The organism is Streptomyces sp. AN091965 (genome assembly GCF_022698285.1).
Lineage (GTDB): Bacteria > Actinomycetota > Actinomycetes > Streptomycetales > Streptomycetaceae > Streptomyces.
On record NZ_JALDMY010000001.1, the window covers coordinates 3,060,668 to 3,079,869 of the forward strand.

Below are 19,202 nucleotides of genomic sequence, written 5' to 3' on the forward strand. Positions count from 1 at the left end.
GGCTTTCCAGGGGCATGTGCACACATAACGACACAGCCGCATTCCGGAGCACTCCGCGTGCGCCCCTACCCGCCAGGGCAGATGCTTGTCCCGTGATGGACGAGACGGAGTTCTGGGAGATCGTGGACAGCACCCGGGAGGCCGCCGACGGCGACCCGGAGGACCACGCCGAGCTGCTGGTCGAGCGGCTGCTGCGGGCCGACCCGGACGCCGTGCTCGACTTCGCGCGGCACTTCGAGGCCCGCTACAACCGCGCCTACCGCTGGGACCTGTGGGGCGCCGCCTGGGTGCTGCTCGACGGCGTCAGCGACGACGCCTTCGACTACTTCCGGTGCTGGCTCATCGGGCAGGGCCGCGAGGTCTTCGAGGGCGCCCTGCACGACCCGGACTCCCTGGCCGAGCTGCTCGACGACTTCGACGAGGAGCTCGACGGCGACGGCGAGGAGCTCGGCTACGCGGCCGACGAGGCGTACGAGCAGCTCACCGGGGTCGTGGCGCCGGACCTCGGCATCGCCCCCGCGCCGCCGGAGCCGGAGGGCACCCCGATCGACTTCGAGGACGACGCGGTGCTCGCGCAGCGGTTTCCGAAGCTGTGGGAGCGGTTCGCCGCCCGCTAGCCCCGGCCCTGACGGCCTCCGCATCCCCCCTCCCCCGTCCCCCGTCCCCCGTCCCCCAGGTGTCCTCGTCCCTTCAGCGCTCCCACGCGAACACCAGGAGCGCCACGTCGTCCCGTACCCCGCCGGAGAACCGCACCAGATCCCGCCAGATCGCGTCCGTCAGGGCCGCCGGGTCGTCCTGCTCGGCCTCGAAGAGCGCGGGCAGCCGGGCCGCCAGCGGGTAGAAGGCCCCGGAGGCGTCCCTGGCCTCGGTCACGCCGTCCGTCACGGTCAGGAGCCAGTCGCCGGGCCGTAGGGCCACCACGGTCTCCCGAGGCGGCGCGACCCCGGCGATGCCGAGGCCGAGCGGAGGCCCCGGGGACACCTCCAGCTCGGTGACGGCGGTGCCGCGCAGCAGCAGGGGCGGCGGATGGCCGCAGGAGACCAGGCGCAGCGCGTCGGCGTCGGCCTCGGCCCCGAACTCCATGAGCAGGGCGGTGGCGAAGAGTTCGCCGGGCTCGCCGCGCCGCGCGCCCTCGGTGTCCTCGACGGCCTCGGCGTCGGTGACCAGGCGCCGGTCGAGGCGGGCGGCGACGCCCTCCAGGTCGGGCTCGTCCAGGGCCGCCTCCCGGAAGGCGCCGATCAGCGCGGCCACGGTCCCGACGGCCGCGAGGCCGTGCCCCTGGACGTCGCCGACCATGGCCCGCACGCCGCGAGGGCCCCGGCGGACGTCGAAGAGGTCGCCGCCGACCAGGGTGCCGTGCTGCGCCGCCCGGTACAGGCCCGCACAGCGCACCGGCCCCACCCGCTCCGGCAGCGGCGGAAGCACCGCGAACTGCGCGGCCTCCGCGACCGTGCGGACGGTGATGAGCTGGGCGTCCCTGCGGCTGCGGACGGCGGCGAAGACCACGCTGAGCACGGCCACGAAGGCCACGGTCGCGGTGTCGCTCTCACCGGGGTGGCCGAGGTCGTAGCGCGGGAGGTTGAGCATCAGGAGCACGAGGCCGCCGAGGAGTGCGGTGGCGGCGGGCCCGTAGGCGAGGGCGGCGAGCGGCGGCACGGCCGCGAGCAGGAAGCTCAGGTCGAGGGTCTTGGGCGTGAGGACCTGGACGACCACGGTCAGGACCAGGAGCACGGGCGCGGGCCAGCGCATCCAGGGCGGGGTGGGCACGCGGCCCCGCAGGTCGGGGTCGCGCGCGCTCCGCCGCCCCACCGCGGGCCTGGGCATGCGGGCTCCTTCCCGGCGACGGGCGTCGTCCTCACGCTCCTACGAGCGCGGGGCGTCCGCACGCCGGGCCGGTCAGGTCGGGTGTCGCTCCGCCCCCGCGCGGCCGCCCGGGGAGGTCGCCGGGGACGGCTCCGCGGCCGGGCGGGCGGCCGCGGCCGGGCAGGTCACAGGGGGCGGCCCATCAGCACGTCGTCCACGTACCGCCCGTCCAGGAGGAACTCGCCGGGCAGGACGCCCTCGGTCACGAAGCCCTCGGACTCGTACAGCGCCCGGGCGGGCGCGTTGTGGCCGAGCACCCGCAGGGTGAGGCGGCGCGCGCCCTGGCGGCGGGCCTCCGCCACGACCGCCCTGATCAGCTCCCGGCCCACGCCCTTGCCGCGCACCTGCTCGGCGACGACGAAGCCGAGGATCTGGCGTACGTGCGCGTTGACGGCGAGCGGGGTGGGGAAGCCGAGCCGGATGTAGCCGACGACCTGGCCGTCCACCTCGGCGACCAGGTGGTCGCGGGGGCCGAAGCGGTCGGAGAAGAACGGCTCGTGCGGGGGTGCGGGGCGGGGCTGCACGGAGTGCACGGTGGACCAGTTCTCGCGGTCCAGGCGGGCCAGCACGTCGTCGTCGCCCGCGCGGGCCGCGCGTATGTACGTCTGCTGCATGAGCGTCACTGTACGGCGCGAGTACGACGCCCCACCCGCCCTTTTCGCGGCAGGATGGGCCCATGGAGCCTACGCGTCCGCAGCCCTCGGACCCTTCGCAACAGCCCACCCGCGTCGCCCTCGCCGGCGCCTCCGGACTCATCGGATCGGCCCTCACGCGCTCGCTGGCGGCCGACGGACACGAGGTGGTGCGGCTCGTCCGGCGCGCCCCGCGCACGGCGGACGAGGTGCGCTGGGACCCCGCGGCGGGCCGCGTGGACACGGCGGGGCTCGCGGGCTGTACCGCCGTGGTCAACCTGGCGGGCGCCGGGGTCGGCGACCGGCGCTGGAGCGACGCGTACAAGCGGGAGATGTACGACAGCAGGGTGCTCGGCACGAAGGCGCTGGCCACCGCCGCGGCCTCGCTCGACGAGCCGCCCCGGGTGTTCGTGAACGGCAGCGCGATCGGCTACTACGGGACCACCGGTGACCGCCCGGTGGACGAGAGCGCCCCCGCGGGCGAGGGCTTCCTGCCGTCGATGTGCGTGGACTGGGAGGCCGCGGCCCGGCCCGCCCAGGACGCGGGCATCCGCACGGCCTTCGCACGCAGCGGCCTGGTGGTGGCGCGCTCGGGCGGCGCCTGGGGACGGATGTTCCCGCTGTTCAAAGCAGGCCTGGGCGGGCGGCTCGGGAACGGGCGGCAGTACTGGAGCTTCATCGCGCTGCGCGACGAGGTGGCCGCCCTGCGGCATCTGCTGGCCCGCGACGAGCTGTCCGGCCCCTTCAACCTGACCGCGCCCACGCCCGTGACCAACCGCGAGGTGACGGCCTCGATGGGCCGGGCGCTGCACCGGCCGACGCTGTTGCCGGCCCCTGCCCCCGCCCTGCGCCTGGTGCTCGGGGAGATGGCCGGGGACGTCCTCGGCAGCCAGCGCGTGCTGCCCACGCGACTGTTGGAGTCCGGCTTCACCTTCACCCACCCGACGATCGACGAGGCGGTGCGCGCAGCACTGAAGTAGCGGCGAGGGCCCCGTGGGGGCGCGGGACTGCTTCGGTGCGGCTCCGCCGCGCGGGCGCGCCCAGCCCCCGCACACCCGCACACCCGCACACCCGCACACCCGCACACCCGCACACCCGCACTCGACGACGAACAGGCAAGGGGCCACGGGAGCAAGGGGCCGGGGGCGGCCGCGCCCCGGGCGTTCGCGGTGCCCCCGCGTGCCCACACGCCATCGTTTCGCCGTCCGCGTGCGACCGTCGTGCGACCATGCCCGGTCCATGCGCGACTGCCGACGCCGCGCGGGGCTCCTACCCTCAAGCGGAACTCGGGGATTCCGCCACCCTGTGACGGGCATAAGCGTCCCCAGCAGCCGCGCAACCTCCGGGAGGAGCACGTGCCAGAGCCTGCGCACCATGCGGATGTCGTCATCGTGGGAGCCGGGGTCTCGGGACTGTCGGCCGCACACCAGCTGAACAGGGCCGGAGTAACGACCGTCATCCTGGAAGCCGCCCCTTACGTCGGGGGCCGCATGTCGACCGAGAAGGTGGACGGCTTCCGGCTCGACAAGATCGGGCAGCTGCTCAGCACGTCGTATCCGGAACTACGTCACACGCCGGGTCTCGACGCGCTCGCCCTGCGCCCGTTCGCACCCGGCCTGCTCGTCCACAGCGGGGGCCAGCACCACCGCGCGGCGGAGTTCATCGGCGGCCAGGGCCCCAGGCGCACAAGGGGCGCATTCCATGCGGCGCGCGCCCTTGCGAGCGCCCCCCTGGTCCCGCGCCCGGCCCGCGCGGGGGCCAGGACGCCGCTGCGGACACCGGGCGGGGCCCCGTCCGGCCGCGCGCTGCGGCCGTCACGGCCGCCCGCGCGCAGCACCCCGCTGGGGAGCGCGCTCGACCAGGCCCGGCTCGGCGCCGCGCTGGCCCGGCTCGCCGCCACCCCGGTGCGGCGGCTGCTCGCGCGCCCCGAACTCCCGGCCGCGCGGGCCCTGTCCGCGCGCGGCCTGCCCGCCCGCACCATCGAGGGCTTCCTGCGCCCGCTGCTGTCCGCGCTGCTCTGCGACCCCGACCTGACGACGTCCAGCCGGTGCGCCGACCTCGCCCTGCACGCGTTCGCGCGCGGCCGTCTGTGTCTGCCCGAGGGCGGGGCCGACGCCCTGCCCGAGCTGCTCGCGGCCGCGCTGCCGCCGGGGACGGTGCGCACCGGGGTCCGCGTCACGGCGGTGGCCGCCAACCGCGTCACGACCGCCGAGCACGGCGAGCTGACCTGCCGGGGCGTCCTCCTGGCCACCGACGCGCGCGCCGCCGCCGAGCTGCTCCCCGGTCTGCGCGTGCCGTCCTTCCACCCGATGACCGTGGTGCACCACGCGGCCCCCGAGCCGCCGCTCGGCGAGCCCGCGCTGCTCCTGGACGCCGACCGGCGCGGCCCGGTCGCGCACACGGCCGTCGTCAGCCACGTCGACCCCACCCGGGCGCCCGCGGGCCGCTTCCTCGTCTCGTCGACCGTCCTCGGCCCGCCGCCGGACGACCTCGACCGCACCGTGCTCGCCCACCTCGCCGAGCTGTACGGCACGCCGACGGACCGGTGGGAGCTGCTCGCCGCGCACCACACCCGCGAGGCGGTGCCCGCGATGCCGCCGCCGCACGACCTGCGCCGTCCGGTACGGCTCCTGTCGGGCCTGTACGTGTGCGGCGACCACCGCGACACGAGCACGGTGCAGGGCGCCCTGCACTCGGGCCGCCGCGCGGCCCACGCCGTCCTGGCCGACCTGGGCGTCACTCCTACGCACACCGAGGACCGACTTCCGACCGCGGCGTAGGAGGCAGCGCCCCAAAGGGGCGCGGGGCTGCTTCGATGTGCGGCTCCGCCGCGCGGGCGCGACCAGCCCCCACACACCGGCAGCCGACCGGCGACGGAGGAAGGGGGGCGCCCCGCCGGAGGCGCCCCCGTGGTCAGCCGAGCGCCGCGATCTTGTCGCGGTACCCGCGCACCGGTGCCGCGTCCCGGTACGGCTCCAGGCGGCGCTCGAAGTCGCGCACGTACTCCACCGCCCGCACCGAGCGCATCTCGCCCGCCGCCTGGGCCGCCTCCGCGCCCAGCTGGCAGGCCTGCTCCAGCTCGCCGAGGCCGAGGCGCGAGGTGGCGAGGACGACCCGGCAGAAGAGCCGGGAGCGGGCGTACCCGGGGGCCCGCAGCTGGAGGGAGCGCTCGGCGTGCTGGGCGGCCGCGCGGTACTGCTGGAGGTCGCGGTTGCAGTGCGCGAACTCGTCGGCGAGCTGGGCCTCGTCGAAGAAGCGCGCCCAGTACGGGACCTCGTCACCCGGCCGGGCGGCTTCCAGGGCGCGCTCGGCGCGCACCATGGAGGCCGTGCACGCCCTCACCTCGCCGAGTACGCCGTGGCCGCGCGCCTCCACGGCGTGCAGCAGGGCCTGCACCACCGGCGGCGCGGAGGAGCCCACACCTTGCTGGGCGACCCGGGCCAGCTGCACGGCCTCGCGGCCGTGGCCCAGATAGACGGCCTGACGGCTCATCGTGATCAGGACGTAGGAGCCGTACGCGCGGTCGCCCGCCGCCTGGGACAGGCGCAGGGCCTGCACGAAGTACCGCTGGGCGAGGCCGTGCGCCGCGATGTCGTACGACGTCCAGCCCGCGAGCCGGGTGAGGTCGGCGGCGGCCGCGAACAGCCGGCGCCCGGCCTGTTCGTTGTAGGTGCCGCGGAGCATCGGCTCGGCCTCGTGCTCCAGATAGCGCACGAGGGCCTGGCGGGCGTGGCCGCCGCCGTAGGCGTGGTCGAGCGCGCGGAACAGCTCGCCGACCGAGCGCAGCGCCGCGATGTCGCCGCCGGACACGCGGTGCCCGGGGCCGCGGTCGGTGTCGCGGCGCTGGCGCGGCACCCCGGGGCGGCCCTGCGGGGGCACCCGCGGCGGCTGCGGCGGCTCCCCGCCGCGGGCGACGCGCTCGTCGGCGCGGCCGATGAGCCAGTCCCGGCTCGGCACCACGAGCCCGGCCGGGGTGAAGGCGATCTTGCGCAGTTCGGCGTGGCTGCCGGAGTCCTTGCGCCACAGGCCGCCGACGATGTCGATGGCCTCCTCGGGCGTCGCCGCGAACTCGAGCCCGGCGTAGACGGGCGCGCAGGCGTCGAGCCCGAGGTCCTGCGCGGACAGACGGCGGCCGAGGCGTCGGGTGAAGACCTCGGCGATCAGCGCGGGCGTCGTACCGCGCGGCTGCTGGCCACGGAGCCAGCGTGTCACCGATGTTTTGTCGTACCTGAGGTCGAGCCCGTGTTCGAGCCCTAGCTGATCGACGCGACGGGCCAGGCCCGCATTGGAGAATCCGGCTTCCGCGATGAGTGCGGCGAGCTGGCGGTTGGGGGTGCGCTGCGGGGGTCGTTCCGTCATCAGCTGTGCGGTCTCCTGCCCTTTGGGCCTGCCTTGAGCAGCCCATTTGGCCTCGTGAACGGCGTGAATGTAACGGCCTGCACCGCCCCCGTCGGGACCTTCAAGCCGCATTCATCCGATCGTGTGAGGATTGGCCGGAGGGCTGACGGGAGAACGCCAGTCGTACAGTGGCTGGGGCGCGATCCGTGCACGGTGAAGGTTTCCGTGTGCGGTGAGGTTTCGGTGCACGGTGAGGTTAGGGAGGCACGCGCCGTGGGCGAGTTGCGATTCATCCGGCTGGGCTTCGGCCCGGACTACGTCGAGTACCAGGAGGCCTGGGACGAGCAGCGCCGCGTGCACGCGGCCCGGTTCGCGGACGAGGGACCCGACACCTGCCTGCTGCTCGAGCACCCGCCGGTGTACACGGCGGGCCGCCGCACGGCCGACAACGAGCGCCCGCTGGACGGCACGCCCGTCGTGGACGTGGACCGCGGCGGCAAGATCACCTGGCACGGCCCGGGGCAGCTCGTCGGCTATCCGATCCAGAAACTGCCCCGTCCGGTGGACGTCGTAGCACATGTACGGCGCTTGGAAGAGGCACTTATCCGAACGTGTGCGGAGTTCGGCCTGGCCACGACGCGGATCGAGGGCCGCAGCGGCGTCTGGGTCCTCGGCGACCCGGTGGAGCAGCGCGCGGCGCTCGGCGGGCTCAGCCTGGACTTCGACCCGCGCCTGACGGACGACGAGTTCGACCCCCGCCTCAACGGCCCGGAGTACGCGCCCTCCAACGCGGGCCAGCGCCGCGAGGACCGCAAGGTCGCCGCGATCGGCATCCGCGTCGCCAAGGGCGTCACGATGCACGGCTTCGCGCTGAACGTGAACCCGGACAACACCTGGTTCGACAGGATCGTCCCGTGCGGCATCCGCGACGCGGGCGTGACGTCCATCGCCAACGAGCTGGGGCGCGACGTCACGATCGCCGACGTCCTGCCGGTGGTGGAGAAGCACCTCAAGGACATCCTGGAGAACGCGGACCTGAAGCCGCGGGTCATCGAGCAGCAGCCCGCGGAGACCTCCGGGCACGCCGCCGCGGGACCGGCCGCCGAGCGGGTCCCCGAGGCCGCCGCCTCCTAGCCTCCGCGCGGCCGGGGGCGCTTTCGGGAATGCACCCCCTTGGCCAGAGGTTGGCCGGGAGTAAGCCCCATGAGACAACGGGCGTACCCTGGGGTGCGCCGATGAATCGAAGTTACGCCAGCTAGCAGGGAGCCGATGTGTCCGCAGTCGCACCCGACGGACGCAAGATGCTGCGCCTGGAGGTCCGGAACGCCCAGACCCCCATCGAGCGCAAGCCCGAGTGGATCAAGACCCGGGCGAAAATGGGCCCCGAGTACAACGCCCTCCAGAAGCTCGTGAAGAGCGAGGGCCTGCACACGGTCTGCCAGGAAGCGGGCTGTCCCAACATCTACGAGTGCTGGGAGGACCGCGAGGCCACGTTCCTCATCGGCGGTGACCAGTGCACGCGGCGCTGTGACTTCTGCCAGATCGACACCGGCAAGCCGCAGGCCCTCGACCGCGACGAGCCCCGTCGCGTCGGCGAGTCCGTCGTCACGATGGACCTGAACTACGCCACGATCACCGGCGTCGCCCGCGACGACCTGGAGGACGGCGGCGCCTGGCTGTACGCGGAGACCGTGCGTCAGATCCACGCCATGACCGCGGAGCGCGAGACCGGGCACACCAAGGTCGAGCTGCTGATCCCCGACTTCAACGCGGAGCCGGACCAGCTCGCCGAGGTCTTCTCGTCCCGCCCCGAGGTGCTCGCCCACAACGTGGAGACGGTGCCGCGCATCTTCAAGCGCATCCGCCCCGGCTTCCGCTACGAGCGCTCCCTGAAGGTCATCACCGAGGCCCGCGCGGCGGGCCTGGTCACCAAGTCGAACCTGATCCTCGGCATGGGCGAGACCCGCGAGGAGGTCAGCGAGGCGCTCCAGCAGCTGCACGACGCGGGCTGCGAGCTCATCACGATCACCCAGTACCTGCGCCCGTCGGTGCGCCACCACCCGGTGGAGCGCTGGGTGAAGCCGCACGAGTTCGTCGAGCTCAAGGAGGAGGCCGAGGAGATCGGCTTCTCCGGCGTCATGTCGGGCCCGCTGGTCCGCTCCTCGTACCGCGCGGGGCGGCTCTACCAGATGGCGATCGAGCGCCGCGGCGCGTACGTGGCCTCGCAGGCGGTCTGACGCGCGAGCGGGGGCCCGGCGTAGGGCCGGGCCGCGGTGCGCATGTCGGCACGGCCTGGCCGGAGGGTGCGCGTCCGCGTCGGAGCGGGCGCATCCGCATCGGAGCGGGCGCATCCGCATCGGGGCGGGCGCGTGTGAATCCGCGCACAAGCAGCTACCACTCGGTAGTGGCCGAGATTTCGCGGCCCATACGGTCTCCGCAGGTAGGGGCGACCGTATGGGCCGCGTCAGCGTTCGGGCCCTTCGCGTCAAGGCTTCATCGGTGTTTGACCGCTCGGTCACGCCCTGGTAACACCAATCAGTGACGCTGGAACTACCGCACGTAGGGCCTTACCCAGAGGCCCGGCGGCAGCACCGGCCACTGGCCCCCACCGCACGACGCAGTGCCAGCGAGAGCCACTCGTAGCGTTCCCCCGTTCACCATCGCTTCTCGGATCTCGGAGGGCATCACCATGCAGGCCGCGCCCGTACGCGCCACCGCCATTCCGTCCGTCACCGACGCGCTGCGCGCCGTCGAGTCCCTGCTCCTGCGCGGTGGCCAGCGCACCGCACGCCGCAACGCCTGGACCTCCGTGCTCGAGGACCGGCGCCGCGCGAAGGACCGGGTCGAGGCGCAGCGCGTGCTGGAAGAGGCGGGACCAACCCGCACGTCGTAGTAGCCCGCCGGGACACGTAGACTTCACGGCATGGCGAGGAAGGAAACCACCGCGGCGGACGCCGCGGCGAACCCGGGGCGACTCAAGCAGATCGCCCTCACGTACAAGATGACCCGACGGACCGACTCCAAGATCGGTCTCGTCATCGCAGCTGTGGGAATCGTCACCTTCGGTGTCTTCCTCGCGATCGGCCTCTGGATCGACCACCCCGTTTATCTCGGCATCCTGGGCTTCGTGCTCGCCTTCCTCGCGATGGCGATCGTCTTCGGGCGCCGTGCCGAGCGGGCGGCCTTCGGCCAGATGGAAGGCCAGCCCGGCGCGGCGGCCGCGGTGCTCGACAAGATCGGCCGCGGCTGGACGACGACCCCCGCGGTCGCGATGAACCGCAGCCAGGACGTGGTGCACCGGACCGTCGGCAAGGCGGGCATCGTCCTCGTCGCCGAGGGCAACCCGAACCGCGTGAAGCCGCTGCTGGCCGCCGAGAAGAAGAAGATGGCCCGCATCGTCGCGGACGTCCCCGTGCACGACGTCATCGTCGGCACGGGCGAGGGCCAGGTCGAGCTGAAGAAGCTGCGCACGACCCTCCTGAAGCTCCCCCGCGTCCTCCAGGGCCCCCAGGTGACGGCCACCAACGACCGTCTGAAGGCGATGGGGGACCTCATGAGCAACATGCCCCTGCCGAAGGGGCCGATGCCGAAGGGTGTGAAGGGCGTACGCCCGCCCAAGGCGCCCCGACGATGAGTTCTGGCCTCACCTTCCCTGTCATCTCCATGGATGGCAGGGGGTGAGGCTCAGCTATTGGTTCCCCTTCGCACCCTTCCAGCGCCGCTAGAGCCGCCTCCCAGCGCCCGGACTTGAGCCACCTCCTCCAGTGGCCCCGGAGTCCCGTAGAGCCACACCTGGCGTCCAGTTCAGTCCACGTGGCGCCCGTGCGAGCCTTCTCCAAGAACGCTTCCAGCACGACACGCGGCGCGAGCCCTCCCTTCTGCCGAGGCCGCGTCCCGCCATCTGGGAACGCCTCCGCCACGCGAGACCACGCCTCCTCTTCCATGGTCGGCACAAGACGCTCCCTCTCGTGGAACCAGGTCGCCACCGGGCAAGCCAAACCCCTGTGCATCGGCGGGGGTGGACCAAGCAACCTGATCTTGATGTCGAGCAGGTCGTACAGCTCGGCGATCTCGTCCGCGCTCAGATTCCGCAGCCGACCTTGAGCCAAGCAAACCAGCTCGTCGAGGCTCGCCGATCGCACCTCAACATCTACGGCCTCTACTTGCGCAGCGGCAGCTTCCGCACGCTCACGCTCTAGGTATTCCAATTCCTCTTGGAGTGACGCCAGAGCCTTTTCGACTGCGGATTCCGCAGCATTTCCGGAAAGCCCTCTACGCACTACCTCTTTCGCGCTCAAGGAACGCGCAATGTCGATCGCCGCACATTGCTCTGCGATCTTTCGATCCAGCTCAAACAGCCGGGCAGTAGAATCCACCGCCTCTTCTTCGTCCTGCCCTGCCCAATCACTAGCTAGTTTCTTGAGTCTTCCTCTATCCCCTAAGAGCCCGAATAACTGACTCCAAGCCCAACGCTCGATTCCGTCTGCGTCGAGTTGCGAACAGTCGCACACCGACGCGCCCGGGAAAGCGGCACTCTTCCCCTTGCAGCGATAGTGCACGGTGGAAAGAGCGCTGGCGCTCGCCCCGACATAATGCTTTCCGCACAGACTACGAAGGCGACTGGACAGCGGGTAAGGACGCTGGGACACGGCAGGTTTCCGATGGGACTTTGTGGCAGCCCTCCGAAGTTCCGTCACTTCATCCGGCGTAAACATGGGCGGCAATGGGATAGTGACACTCTTTCCCCAAACTGGTTGACCGTCTGGCCCGAGTATCGCACGGCGTTCACTGCGAAATACGTAGCGTGCATTGAGGAAATCCTCATCCATAAGGCGGGATCGGATATTTGCTCCTGTCCACGGCACCCCGGAGCGCGTCATGAAACCTTCCGCATTGAGGTAGAGTGCGACCGTGTCCCATACCCCTTTCACCCGGACTGCAATCTCTCTCGCGAAACGGAGTACGGGTGCCTCATGAATTACGGAACATGGGTCAGTGCGGCTGCACGCCGAGCCACCATCACAGTCATCTAGGACGAGAGCCTGTTCGCCTTTACGCCCCTGGTTTTCGATGCGGTATCCGTATCGCGCGACCCCGCCGGGAAATTCTCCTAGCTCAGCCTTCCTCTGGATTCCTCCTTGCGTCCTCATCCGGATCTTCTTCAGTTCCCTGAAGTCTTCAGTGGCTCTTTCCTGCATACGCGCTTCACCGTCTTCGGTTGTATTGTCGATATCTTCATCGACAACCGCCACGAAGACGCCGAGGTCTTGCAGGGTCCAAACCCATTCCCAGAAGATTCGATTCCGCCGCCCAATAGCCCGCGTCTCGTACACCACAACCACATCAAAGGGGCGCGGCCTCTGGCAGGCCAGAGTCATGATCCGAGCGGCATCCTTACGTTGACGCCAAGGCAGCTTGCCGCTCTCGCCCTCATCCTTAAAGGTCTCTACGTGCGCCCATCGCTTGTCCGCTATGAAGGCGGCCGTCCGCGCACCCGTGTAGGCGATCCCGTACCCCTTCTTCTGCTGATCAGTAGAGACCCGCAAGTAGTCGACGGCTCGAAGCGGCGATTGCGTGGCTTGAGCTGCGATCTCGATGGCAGCTGTGACAGACTTCCCCATGTCACTCCTCCCAGAGTGGCCAGACCCCGGAGCGTTGCACCGCTGCCGGGGTCACCTATGCGGTCACTCGAATGTAGAGGATGATCGCCGGAATCCAAATAGGATTTCCAATATTCGGCGATGCGCCGCCTCCGATCCTGGCTCAGCCGTCTCCTCCCACACAACACGAAGATCAGGATCTCCGCGATTTCGATCTTGACTGTGCTTCAACTTCGCTCGCTCATCATCATCTGGCAACAGGTCTTCACTCGGCAATGAATCCAACGAATAGTGTTTACTCCTTTCGTATTCGATAGTCAAAATTCCCCCGAGTGATGCGCTACCCCGGCAGCCAATTCGGCTTCAGCTAAGGAATGGCCGACCCCGACGTACCGCCAGGCAGATTCTGTGACCGTTTCTTTGGCCTCCTCATCGAGATGGCTAGTGCCGGTTTGGTGGTCTGCGCGTGCTGCCCGCAGCTGCCCGTACGTGGTGGAGTAGCGGCGGGATTTGGTGAGTACGTGGCCCCGGTATCCGAGGGTGTGTGTCCAGGCGCGCAGGTTGAGGGATGCGAGTTCGGGCAGTGCTCCGAGGCGCCAGCAGGTAGCCATGAGGGCGCGTAGGTGAGCATTCACGGGCGCGTGGTGGATGCTCGCGTAATGCGTGATCCGGTAGTCGACTCCGCCCGCGTCACCGACGCTCTTGGAGACGTATTTGGCGATGTATGCCGCAACGGCGTCATCCGTGACGGCAGTTGTGGAATCCAGGGCCGTGGTGATGGGGTGCACGTCCAGTTGGGTGCCGAAGCGGATCAGCCGTTCGCCGGTGGCAGGTGAGTAGGGCGAGTGGACGTGGGCGGAGTCTGCAGCCTCCCGTACGGCCTGTTCCAGGAGTTCGGCAGTCGCCCATGCCGAGGGCGGTGTGCTGGGTCCGTTGGGGCCGTCCACGCGGATGACGGCATGGAAGTGAACGGCTCCGCGTCGCTGGAATTCCGCGACTTTGGCGAAGGAGAGCACCAGGTGTTCCCGCAGCCGGGTTTGGGCGATGCCCGCCAGGGTGGCCAGGCGCCGCCGGACAGCGTGGCAGAAGCGATTCCAGAGCCGTCCGGCGCAGGCGTGCCAGAGGACGTGTCCGGTGTGGTCGTAGCAGTCGGGGCACAGCGGCTGACCCACCAACGGTGCGCGGCTGTCGTGGCGTTGGTGGCAGGCGAGGGGGCGCCCGTGCTCGCAGCGCGCTGCCGGGTCTTGGGGCTTGCAGGGGCCCGTGTCGCTGGCGCGGTGCACGGCACCGAAGCCGGGGGGTGTGAGGGTGAGGAAGAGCCGGGGGTGGAGCTGTACCCGCTCGCTGACTCCCTTGCCGCCCTGGAGGCCGGAGCGGACCAGGTGGTAGGTGTCGCCCGCGTGCTGGCGGGAGCAGGGCTCGCAGCGGCTCTGGCGCCGGTTGCGGCAGCGGACGGGCATCCGGCCGCCGGGCTCGTCGGCGGTGGTGTAGTGGCGCAGCACGGCGCCGGTGGCCGCGTCGCGCACGGTGGTGTGCCCGGACAGGTAGACGGGGCGGGCGCAGCCGCCGGTGGCCTTGATCTGGTCGAGCCAGCGGGGGAAGCCGGGCTCGTGGGCGAGGCGGATCAAGTCGCGGTCGATGGAGGGCAGGCGGCGCAGTCGCTCGGCATCGTCCAGTGCCGAGCGCCGCGCCGCCGGGTCGGTGGGATAGGCGCGCATGCGGGGGACCTCTCTGTGTGGGAATGGGTGCGGTCGTCGTCATGTCAGCTCCTTTGAGGAATCGCTCTGTGGCGAGGAGGAGTGATGCGCCAGCGCGCGGTGTATCCGGTCAGCGGGTGGCCGGAAGCGGAAGTGCATTGCTGCCGTAGGGAGTTCCGCATTCATAGGGGATGTAGCCGGAGATGGTGACGCGGTCATGCCCGCGCACGATCTCTCCGCGCGTGTACCAGGCGCGTTCGCTGCGGTGGTAGGTGAATTGGGTGTAGGTGAACGCGTCACCGCGATAGGCGACGCCGCGCGCTAACGCGTTCGCTGCGGGTTGGGATCTGACTTTGACCGCCGAGCACCCGACTTCCGTGACGCCGCTTTCGGTCGGCGTGGCCGGGTGCGTCGAGGACGAGACCAGCCCGCCGAGGGCCGTGATCAGGCTCATCACGGCGTAGAGGAGGCTCCGGGCGAGGTACACCAGCAGGTGATCCATGATGGTCCTTCCAGCTGAGGGCCGCAGAGGCCGGATGTTGATCTTGGGTTGGGGCCGGCTGCCGGGCCGGTGATCTTGGTCGTGGGCGGGGTGCCCGCTCTCAGCCGAAGACCCCGTTGCCGACCGCGAGGACGAACAGCCAGATGGGATAGCCGAGCGGGGTCATAGCCAGCAGGAAACCGCCTAGTGCGATGAGCAGGACCTGATGGATTTTGAGTTCGCGGGAGCGCGCCAGCATGAACGCGTAGAACATCAGGAACGCGTCGACCACATACAGATTTGAGTGCGTCATTCCGTCCGTCCTCCTTCCGCAGGCTCGGGGTAGAGGCCGGAAAGGAACACCCGAAGGGGTGGGCCGGTGGCCGCGATTTCCGCCCGCTCCTCCGGTGAAATCAGATGGGAGCGGGCACGGGTCCAGCGCCCTTGCATCGCGACGACGCACACGCCTTGCTCGTTTTCCGTGATGCTCTGCGCGACCACGACCGCGTCTTTGTTGATATCGCCGAGCGTCATTTCGGCGGAGGCTTCATCGTGGGCCCGGTGGGCGACGCGTCCGCCGAGCTGCGCCCGCAGCGAGGTGACCCGGGTGCCGAGATCGGAGCCGACACGCTGCCCGGCGACCACCAGGTGTACGCCCAGGGCGGCACCGAGTTGGGCGATCCGCAGCAGCAGCGTCCCGCACCGCTCAGCGGCCTCCCGCTCCGAGCGGGAACCGTCGGTCAGGTACAGCTCGGCGATCTCGTCGACGAGGAGCACCAGCGGCACGGGGCGGCTCTTCTCCGGCAGGTCCCAGATCGAGCGCGCTCCCGCGTCCCGGCACACTCGCGTGCGTTCCTTGATCTCCCGCACCAGCCGTTCCAGCAGCGCGACCGCCTCACGCCGACTGGTGGCCAGCAGGGTCAGCCGCCGCCCGAAAGGGCCCAGCTCCATGCCGCCCTTGCAGTCGAGACCCAGCAGCGCGACCGGCTGTGGAGTCAGGGCACGCACCAGCGCCGCCAGCAGCGTTGACTTCCCGCTCTGCGTTGCCCCGGTGATCATCCAGTGCGGCGTACGCCGGAAGTCGATCACGAAGGCCACGCCGTCCTCGCACCAGCCGACATCCGCCGACAGCAGCTCCCCGGTGCACTCTGCGGCAGGCAGCTGACCCGTCAGCGGATCAACGGCCGTGATGGTGAGCAGCACATGCCCCCGCCGGGGCGAGGTCACGTGGACGTGGTGGACCCGCCATGCGTGCTCCATGGCCCGCGCCGCGGCGTAGTAGGGGGCGGGGGTCTGCCCGGGGTGCATCACCACCCGCACCGTGAGGCCGCGCCGCGTCGGCAGGGGCCAGCTCAGCCGGGGCACCGAGGGCCGCAGCGCCCGGCCCTCCACCACGGTCCCCTTGCCGATCACCCTCTGGTGGGAGGCGCGCAGGCTCACGGCCAGGCTGGTGACCTGGCACAGCCGCCGCCAGCTGAAGACGATCCGCACGGCCGTCTGCGGGTAGCCGACCAGCCACCACCGCACCGGCAGCTCGCGCACGTCCAGGCCCCGGGCCGCCAAGCGTGGCTGCCACCAGCGGCGCGTGAGCCAGCCGAGACCGGCCAGGCCGAGGAGCACCCACACGATCACAGGAGGCATCACGCCTCCCCGTCGCCGGGCTCGTTGCTGCGCATCCGGTCATAGATCACCCGGGAGCGCGCTGCGGCGAGCCCCGCGTGATGCTCCGTCAGTTCCAGCAGGAACAGCAGGGTGGGGATGTCCGTGATCGCAGCGAGCAGCGCTTCGTTGCCGACCAGGATGCGCATCTCCCGCAGCAGCGCGCCAAACTCGCCATCCTGGCCCAGCGAGGCATCCTGGCTGAGGGCATCTGTGCCAGTGATCGCGCGGAGTTCGGCCGCCATCCGCTCAGCCTCCGTGGCCACGCCGACCGCGCAGGGGTCCTTGCAGGCGTAGACCTGCGTTTCGGTCGCCGGGTCACGGCCCACCATCGCCATGGCCGCCCCCTCAGACATCAGGTCAGCGCCGCACACCACACACGCCATACCGGACGCCTGGGCGCTCGACAGATGCCAGAAGTACCGGTCCATCAGCTCTCACCGCCGCCCGACTTGCCACCGCGCACGGAGCCGCCGGAGCCGCCGCCGGACGGGCCGCCCGCCGACACGGGGGTGATCGCCTCAGCCCGCCACGTCGTCCCGGACCGGCCGTCCATGGCCCACTCGTTCGCCCACAGGTCCGTGATCTTGACCTCGGCGCCCTCCTTCACACCCTGCGGCTGCACGCTGGTCACCACAGTGATCACGTCCGCGCGGCGCGTCTCGCGCTGCCGGACAGAGATCCCGGTCGTCCACAGCGTCCGGCCCTCCCGGTCGCGGCGCACCGCCCCATCGGGAGTCATCCGGGCCTCGGGGGCGATCACACAGCGCATGACGCCGAGGCGGGCGGTATCAATCGGTTTGGTCTGCACAGGAGTTCCTCTCAACTTGACTCATCAGTTCACCACTCATCCGAATGAGTGGTGAATAGAGTCACCCCCTATGCGGTTCACGGTCAACCCCATATCCTGCCGGTGGGGAGCTTTACGCACTGACAAGATCATCAACCGACCGCCGAAGGGTAGCGGCATGGCCACCGAACGCCAGCACATCGCACGACCCGACCCGCTATACGTGCATGTTGCACGCAAACTGGCCGAAGAGATCAAGGAGGGGAAGTACCAGCCCGGCGACCTCCTGCCGTCCGAGAACGCCATGGTCCAGATGTACGGCATTGCCAAGGCCACGGTCCGCTCGGCCATCGCCGAGCTGCGCGGCATGGGACTCATCGAGGTCCGCCAAGGCAAGGGCGCCACCGTGCTGGACCGCAACCGCAGCCGGGCCACGTACCGCGTGGACCGGTCCGTCTACCGCAGCGGGAAGACCTGGCAGCTGCCGGATCTCACCGAGGCGGAGGCGCCCGCCGTGTCCCGCACCACGCTGACCGGCGACATGGGCGACCTGTTGCGGCAGCGGGACCAGGACGCGTTCAGCGTCGACCGCACGTTCCGGGACCCGCAGACCGCCGCCCGCGTCGCGCACCGCACCATCATCCCGCTCGCCACGGCCGCCGAGGTACCCGCTCTCGCCCAGGCGCCGGACGCCCCGCTCGCCGAGGTCTACGCGCACCTGGCCGAGGGGCGCACGCTCACCATCACCGAGCACATCACCGCCCGCCTGCCCTACCCGGACGAGCGCGCCTCCCTCGCCCTGACCGACCCCGGGCCGCTCATGGTCACCTACCGGATCATCAGCGACGCCGACACCGACTGTCCGTTGATCTGCGAGGAGCTGCGTGCCCCGGCCGCCAGCACCCGCGTGACCTTCCATCTGGCCCCGACCCGGCGCCCGGCAGCGAAGAAGACGCCCCCGAAGTCGGCGTAACTTTTCTCTACTTCCTCAAGGGCGCGCCCTGCGGGCGCGCCGGGCGGCTCCGGCCGCTCCGGACGGGCATGCGGCCTCCGGCCGGTCCCGCCCGGACGTCCGGGCCGCCCGACCCCCTTGCATCATGATCACGAAGAGGCCTCCGCGGGGGCCTCTTTTTGATCTTCAACGGCGCCGCGGCGACAGCTAGTTGATCTTGGGCGGGGGCCGGCTGGAGGTTGATGATCTTCGCCTACGGGTCGGGGCGTTCCTCACGCCTCCGGCGCTGCGGTACGACCGACGAGGGGTGCGCGCTCCATGGCGTCCGCCGACCGCAGGGGCCCAAGGCGCCGGTGGCGTGGCCGGGCCCGTCCGTGGTGCACGGGACCTCCCTGCGGCCGCCGTTCGTCCGCGCCGCCGTCGTGGCTGGCTTTCGGTGGCTCAGGTTCAGAACGGGCGATGATCAGAGGAAGGTTGGGAGTGTGACGCGCGTAGGCCAACAGCCGGATCCGGGCAACTCTCAGACTGCCAGGGAGGTTTGGCGCAACACGCGCGCCCTAGCGCGTGCAGGTGCGCGCGTGCTCCTCCGCAGCGGCGCGGGCGGGTCCGGCGCCCGTGATCCGGATGAGCCCGGGGCAGCCTTCGCAGCGAATGAACTCCCCATCCCGCTCCCTCTGGATCCGCACCCGCGAGCCCCGCCGGGTCTGCCACTCGTTGTGCCGCATGATCTCTCCTCTCAGCTCTCGCCTAAGCCGGTCTGCCCGCCGTGCGCCCACAGCGCCAGCACCTCGGCAACCCGGGCAGCCCCGTTCGGGCACATCCACACCACCGCCTCACCTCGGGCGTCCGCGTGCGGCGTGGCCCGCACGTCGCCTTCCAGCCCGCACAAAGCGGCCGCAGCGTTCACCGCATCCGCCGCCGCGCGCGCCTCCACCCACCCCGCCACGTAATCCACGTCGGGCACCCAGAGGCCGTCATCTGGACCGCCGTTGCCAATTCCCGAATTGTTCACCACTGCAAATCTCTCCCTGCACGAGCAAATCAACTCCCGGGTCAGAGTCCGACAACCCCCCGCGACCGTAAGGCGATTGGAAAGCGCCAATCGAGCGGCCGAGTCTCGCGCGATGTTCAGTAGTGCACTCCCGATGGTATCCACCGCGACTGTTCTGGATTGCCAAGACACGAAAATA

At 70.7% G+C, this 19,202-nt stretch carries 19 protein-coding genes and 1 pseudogene; 9 read left to right on the plus strand and 11 right to left on the minus strand.

The window, feature by feature from the left end:
• Nucleotides 1-95 precede the first annotated feature (95 nt).
• Nucleotides 96-617, plus strand: a complete 522-nt coding sequence (locus MQV74_RS12760; RefSeq protein ID WP_242728632.1) for a DUF4240 domain-containing protein — start codon at nt 96-98, stop codon at nt 615-617.
• A 73-nt stretch (nt 618-690) separates the two neighbouring features.
• On the opposite strand, the gene MQV74_RS12765 is transcribed toward MQV74_RS12760, so the two are convergent.
• The gene (locus MQV74_RS12765) at nt 691-1,824 is read right to left on the minus strand and encodes a PP2C family protein-serine/threonine phosphatase (protein WP_242717092.1); all 1,134 of its coding nucleotides are present in this window, start codon (nt 1,822-1,824) and stop codon (nt 691-693) included.
• Nucleotides 1,825-1,988: 164 nt separating this feature from the next.
• Nucleotides 1,989-2,477, minus strand: coding sequence for a GNAT family N-acetyltransferase (locus MQV74_RS12770; RefSeq protein WP_242717094.1), 489 nt, complete (start codon nt 2,475-2,477; stop codon nt 1,989-1,991).
• Nucleotides 2,478-2,539: 62 nt separating this feature from the next.
• Between MQV74_RS12770 and MQV74_RS12775 the strand changes: the two genes are divergently transcribed.
• Both MQV74_RS12775 and MQV74_RS12780 read left to right on the plus strand, forming a co-directional pair.
• Nucleotides 2,540-3,475: a TIGR01777 family oxidoreductase gene (locus MQV74_RS12775; RefSeq protein WP_242717096.1), complete on the plus strand. Its 936-nt coding sequence runs from the start codon at nt 2,540-2,542 to the stop codon at nt 3,473-3,475.
• A gap of 375 nt (nt 3,476-3,850) precedes the next feature.
• Nucleotides 3,851-5,275, plus strand: a complete 1,425-nt coding sequence (locus tag MQV74_RS12780; protein ID WP_242717098.1) for an NAD(P)/FAD-dependent oxidoreductase — start codon at nt 3,851-3,853, stop codon at nt 5,273-5,275.
• A gap of 133 nt (nt 5,276-5,408) precedes the next feature.
• Here the strand turns inward: MQV74_RS12780 and MQV74_RS12785 are convergent, their stop codons facing one another.
• A complete protein-coding gene (locus tag MQV74_RS12785) occupies nt 5,409-6,854 on the minus strand; it encodes a regulator (RefSeq protein WP_138959330.1) in 1,446 nt (481 codons plus the stop codon).
• 252 nt (nt 6,855-7,106) lie between these two features.
• Here MQV74_RS12785 and lipB point away from each other — a divergent pair, with 252 nt between their 5' ends.
• From lipB to MQV74_RS12810, 5 genes are all read left to right on the plus strand, one after another.
• Complete coding sequence (gene lipB, locus MQV74_RS12790; protein WP_242717100.1) at nt 7,107-7,967, plus strand: lipoyl(octanoyl) transferase LipB; 861 nt, start codon at nt 7,107-7,109, stop codon at nt 7,965-7,967.
• Between the two features lie 137 nt (nt 7,968-8,104).
• On the plus strand, nt 8,105-9,070 hold the full coding sequence (gene lipA / locus MQV74_RS12795; protein ID WP_242717107.1) for a lipoyl synthase: 966 nt from the start codon (nt 8,105-8,107) through the stop codon (nt 9,068-9,070).
• Between the two features lie 452 nt (nt 9,071-9,522).
• Nucleotides 9,523-9,726: an SCO2195 family GlnR-regulated protein gene (locus tag MQV74_RS12800; RefSeq protein ID WP_138959333.1), complete on the plus strand. Its 204-nt coding sequence runs from the start codon at nt 9,523-9,525 to the stop codon at nt 9,724-9,726.
• A gap of 30 nt (nt 9,727-9,756) precedes the next feature.
• The gene (locus MQV74_RS12805; RefSeq protein ID WP_030679641.1) at nt 9,757-10,467 is read left to right on the plus strand and encodes a DUF4191 domain-containing protein; all 711 of its coding nucleotides are present in this window, start codon (nt 9,757-9,759) and stop codon (nt 10,465-10,467) included.
• A gap of 334 nt (nt 10,468-10,801) precedes the next feature.
• Nucleotides 10,802-11,032, plus strand: a complete 231-nt coding sequence (locus tag MQV74_RS12810; protein ID WP_234334398.1) for a hypothetical protein — start codon at nt 10,802-10,804, stop codon at nt 11,030-11,032.
• A 921-nt stretch (nt 11,033-11,953) separates the two neighbouring features.
• On the opposite strand, the pseudogene MQV74_RS41365 reads toward MQV74_RS12810, so the two are convergent.
• The 7 genes and pseudogenes from MQV74_RS41365 to MQV74_RS12840 form a co-directional block, all read right to left on the minus strand.
• A pseudogene (locus tag MQV74_RS41365) lies at nt 11,954-12,454 on the minus strand (recombinase family protein); the annotation flags it as partial.
• 296 nt (nt 12,455-12,750) lie between these two features.
• Nucleotides 12,751-14,151, minus strand: coding sequence for a replication initiator (locus tag MQV74_RS12815; RefSeq protein ID WP_051855107.1), 1,401 nt, complete (start codon nt 14,149-14,151; stop codon nt 12,751-12,753).
• A 109-nt stretch (nt 14,152-14,260) separates the two neighbouring features.
• The gene (locus tag MQV74_RS12820; RefSeq protein ID WP_030679649.1) at nt 14,261-14,632 is read right to left on the minus strand and encodes a hypothetical protein; all 372 of its coding nucleotides are present in this window, start codon (nt 14,630-14,632) and stop codon (nt 14,261-14,263) included.
• A gap of 100 nt (nt 14,633-14,732) precedes the next feature.
• A complete protein-coding gene (locus MQV74_RS12825) occupies nt 14,733-14,903 on the minus strand; it encodes a hypothetical protein (RefSeq protein ID WP_158857715.1) in 171 nt (56 codons plus the stop codon).
• A 17-nt stretch (nt 14,904-14,920) separates the two neighbouring features.
• Nucleotides 14,921-16,252 carry an FtsK/SpoIIIE domain-containing protein gene (locus tag MQV74_RS12830; RefSeq protein ID WP_051855109.1) on the minus strand — a complete coding sequence of 444 codons (1,332 nt, stop codon included), beginning with the start codon at nt 16,250-16,252 and terminating at the stop codon, nt 14,921-14,923.
• Nucleotides 16,252-16,701, minus strand: coding sequence for a hypothetical protein (locus tag MQV74_RS12835; RefSeq protein ID WP_030679652.1), 450 nt, complete (start codon nt 16,699-16,701; stop codon nt 16,252-16,254). Before MQV74_RS12835 ends, MQV74_RS12830 begins: the two co-directional genes overlap by 1 nt.
• A complete protein-coding gene (locus MQV74_RS12840) occupies nt 16,701-17,081 on the minus strand; it encodes a hypothetical protein (RefSeq protein WP_030679654.1) in 381 nt (126 codons plus the stop codon). The genes MQV74_RS12835 and MQV74_RS12840 overlap by 1 nt, the downstream gene beginning before the upstream one ends.
• Nucleotides 17,082-17,283: 202 nt before the next feature.
• Here MQV74_RS12840 and MQV74_RS12845 point away from each other — a divergent pair, with 202 nt between their 5' ends.
• Nucleotides 17,284-18,033 carry a GntR family transcriptional regulator gene (locus tag MQV74_RS12845; protein WP_242717108.1) on the plus strand — a complete coding sequence of 250 codons (750 nt, stop codon included), beginning with the start codon at nt 17,284-17,286 and terminating at the stop codon, nt 18,031-18,033.
• A gap of 715 nt (nt 18,034-18,748) precedes the next feature.
• On the opposite strand, the gene MQV74_RS12850 is transcribed toward MQV74_RS12845, so the two are convergent.
• Nucleotides 18,749-19,027: a hypothetical protein gene (locus MQV74_RS12850; protein WP_063761278.1), complete on the minus strand. Its 279-nt coding sequence runs from the start codon at nt 19,025-19,027 to the stop codon at nt 18,749-18,751.
• Nucleotides 19,028-19,202: the final 175 nt, after the last annotated feature.